Origin of the sequence: Streptomyces griseosporeus (genome assembly GCF_014656055.1) — a bacterium.
GTDB lineage: Bacteria > Actinomycetota > Actinomycetes > Streptomycetales > Streptomycetaceae > Streptomyces > Streptomyces griseosporeus.
On sequence record NZ_BNBR01000012.1, the window covers coordinates 1 to 3,311 of the forward strand.

The 3,311-nt window shown below is 71.6% G+C and carries 4 protein-coding genes; 3 read left to right on the top strand and 1 reads right to left on the bottom strand.

All coding sequences use genetic code 11. From position 1 onward, the window contains the following. Together IE308_RS37545 and IE308_RS36595 are read left to right on the top strand one after the other, a co-directional pair. Positions 1–67 (top strand): adenosylhomocysteinase (locus tag IE308_RS37545; protein WP_190221139.1); only part of this gene is annotated, 67 nt, incomplete at its 5' end. A gap of 219 nt (positions 68–286) precedes the next feature. Then, entirely contained in the window at positions 287–901 is a 615-nt protein-coding gene (locus IE308_RS36595; protein ID WP_190221208.1) for a hypothetical protein, read from the top strand. A 20-nt stretch (positions 902–921) separates the two neighbouring features. Here IE308_RS36595 and IE308_RS36600 read toward each other — a convergent pair whose 3' ends face one another. Next, positions 922–1,881 (bottom strand): RDD family protein, encoded by a 960-nt coding sequence (locus IE308_RS36600; RefSeq protein ID WP_190221209.1) that lies wholly within the window; start codon positions 1,879–1,881, stop codon positions 922–924. Between the two features lie 131 nt (positions 1,882–2,012). Here IE308_RS36600 and IE308_RS36605 point away from each other — a divergent pair, with 131 nt between their 5' ends. Further along, complete coding sequence (locus tag IE308_RS36605; protein ID WP_190221210.1) at positions 2,013–3,020, top strand: stage II sporulation protein M; 1,008 nt, start codon at positions 2,013–2,015, stop codon at positions 3,018–3,020. Positions 3,021–3,311: the final 291 nt, after the last annotated feature.

Consider the following 3,311-nt stretch of genomic DNA (forward strand, 5'->3'; position numbering starts at 1 on the left):
GGAGCAGGCCGCGTACATCGGTGTCGACGTCGACGGCCCGTACAAGCCCGACCACTACCGCTACTGAGTCACCGCCGCGGAGTCCACAGCCCCGCCGCGGGCGCGCCCGTGCACTGACGCGCCCCCGGCGGCAGGCTCCGTACTCCCACGGCACGTCCTCCGAGGCAGGCCCCCGCACCCCCGTGTCGGGGGCCTGCCCCGTTGGCCTCGGACCGGCCCCGCCGCCGACCCGGCAGGGCCGACGCGCCGAGGTGACCGGACCCGCCCGTCAAGATCCAGGACCCTCATGCCCCGCGGCCGCTATTCGCTCCACGATCCGCACGACCACACCCCCCTCGCAGAAGAGCACTTCCAGTGCGCCCCCGGCCCCTCCGGCTGGCGCTATGTCTCGCAGCTGACCACCCCGTCGGGCGATCACAGCGGCTCCGTCGACCTCACCCTCGACGAACTCGGCCGCCCCATCCGCCTCGAACTCCACGCGGGCGGCTGGCAGGTACGCGGCGCCGCCCTCGACGGCGTCACCTGGGTCCGCGCGGACCCCACCGGAACCGAGGCCACGGAAGGCAATGTGCGCGCCCACGCCTTCACCGGAACCTCCCCGGCCTTCCTCGTCGCCACCACCCGTCTCCTGCGCCTCACCCCCTCCGCATCCGCCACCCGCGTACGCCTGGTCGCCTTCACGGATCCAGTCCTCGCACCCCGCACCGTCGACCAGTCCTGGGCCCTGATCGACAGAGAAGCACACGCCACTGACAACGGCCCCCTGCTCGTGGACACATACCAGGTCACAGCCCTGGACACGGGCGAGCAGCACACCGTGCACATCGCCGGCGACGTGGTCCTGGCGGCACCCGGCATCGAGCTGGAAGACCTGGAGTCACCGCCGTCGAGCTTGGACTGAGCGAGGGCCGCCGAACGCGATCAGGCAGGCGGCACGAACCCGGTACCGGCCCCCTCGCTCCCCGGCCCGGCCGCCGCGGGCGGCGCCTCCACCGGCCGAGGGGCTGCGACGGGAGCCTCACCGACCGGACCCACGCCCACCGGGCCCTCACCGGCGGGTGCCGACCCGGCGCCCGGAGAGCCGGCCGTAGGGGACACGGCCGTAGGGGGCACGGCCGTACCTGCCGCGGCGCCCCCTCCGTAGGCCCGGCGCGCCTCCCGGGCCTGCCGTTCCTGCAGCATCGTCGCCAGGAACGCGGCCGGCGGCACCCCCTGCGGCGCCGGAACACCGGTCTGAGCCGTGAGGTCCGCGCTGAGCCGCTCGGCCATCGACCAGCCGACCTGCGGATCCAGCTGGTGCATGCGCGTCAGGTACTGCCGCACGGCCAGCCACAAGCCGTCCGGAACAGCCGACAGATCGAGCTCGGAGAACCGCCCGGCCAGCCACGGCGGAGGCGGTGGCACAAAACCCGCCTGCCCCGCGGGCACCCTCTCGCGCACCACGAGCGTTCCCGCGAAGACGTCTCCGAGGCGCCGCCCGCGCGCCGACACCAGGGACGCGATACAGGCGACCACCCCGAAGGTCAGCAGGATCTCCACCACCCCCAGCGCGCCCCGGACCAGCGCATGGCGGAACCGGATCGGTCCGCCGTCGTCCCGTACCACCCGCAGCCCGCACGCCAGCTTGCCGAGCGAACGCCCGTGGCTGAGCGTCTCCACCGCGATCGGCGCGCCCACCAGCACCAGCAGAAACGTCGCGATCGACACCGCGATCTGCGCCGCCTCGTCCAGCGATGCGGTGGCGACGAGCAACCCCACACTCACGACGATGTACGCCAGCATCGCCACGGCCAGATCGATCAGCACGGCCAGCGCCCTGCTGGGCAGCCTCGCAGGGCGCAGCTCCAGCGCCACCGCCTCGCCCGTCACCAGCTCATTCACGCCTGCCGTCCCCTTCCCCGACCTGCCCCGTGATCGCTCAGTCTGCCAAGCTGAGAGCGCATCGCGCCGCAGTAGGACAAGCTGACACCCCGGACGAGCCGCCGCCGAACAGCGCAGGAGCAGGCACACCGATGGACCTCGACGTCTTCGTCTCCGCCCACCGAGCCGAATGGGACCGCCTCGACGCCCTGCTCCGCCGGCAGCGCCGCCTCACGGGCGCGGAGGCCGACGAACTCGTCGCCCTGTACCAACGCACCGCCACGCATCTCTCCCTGATCCAGTCCAGCGCCCCGGACCCGCAGCTGAGCGGCCGGCTCAGCCAGCTCGTGGCACGCGCGCGCAGCGCCGTGACCGGCACCCGCCGCGCCTCATGGCGCGACGTCACCGGTTTCCTGGCATACGGCTTCCCCGCGGCGGTCTACCGCTCGCGCCACTGGTGGGTCCCCACGGCACTGCTGTCCACCCTGGTCGGAGCCCTGCTCGGCTGGTGGATCGGCACGCACCCGGACGTCCAGTCCTCCATCGCCGCCCCCAGCGAACTGCGCCAGCTCACGCGCCCCGGCGGTGAGTACGAGACGTACTACTCGAGCCATCCTGCAGCGGCCTTCGCCGCGCAGGTCTGGACGAACAACGCCCAAGCCGCCGCGATGTGCCTGGTCCTGGGCGTCTTCCTGGGCCTGCCGGTGCTCTTGATCCTGTTCCTGAACATGCTGAACCTGGGCGTGGGCCTCGGCCTGATGTCCTCCGCCGGCCGCCTCGACACCTTCCTCGGCCTGCTGCTCCCGCACGGCCTCCTGGAACTGACCGCGGTCTTCGTCGCCGCGGGAACCGGCCTCCGCCTCGGCTGGACCGTCATCGACCCGGGCCCGCGCACCCGCCGGACAGCACTCGCCGAGGAAGGACGCGCAGCGATCGGCATGGCCATCGGCCTGGCCCTGGTCCTCTTCGTGTCGGGCGTCATCGAAGCGTTCGTGACCCCTTCCGGCCTGCCCACCTGGGCCCGCATCACCATCGGCATCGCCGCTGAGCTGCTCTTCCTCGCCTACGTCTATGTGCTGGGCGGCCGGGCCGCCCGCGCGGGGGACACGGGCGACCTGGGTGCGCCCGAGCGCAGCGCCACCGTGCCGACGGCCGCCTGATGTGCATTCACCCGTGGGGAGCTGTTAATCTCTCCTTCGCCCCGGAAGAGCCGTTGACACGGCGCTGATGGGGAGGTAGATTCGAACAGTTGCCTGGAACTGGACATGGTCCGGTCGGCGATCAGCTAGTATCTATCTGCTTCCGAGAAGCGCGCCGAAGAGCCGCATTCGAAGAAGTCCCCCCGATGAAATCGGAAAAGACGGCCGATCAAACGGCCTGAAACTTCTGATAAAGTCGGAGCCGCCGGAAAGGGAAACGCGAGAGCGGGAACCTGGAAAGCACCGAGGAAA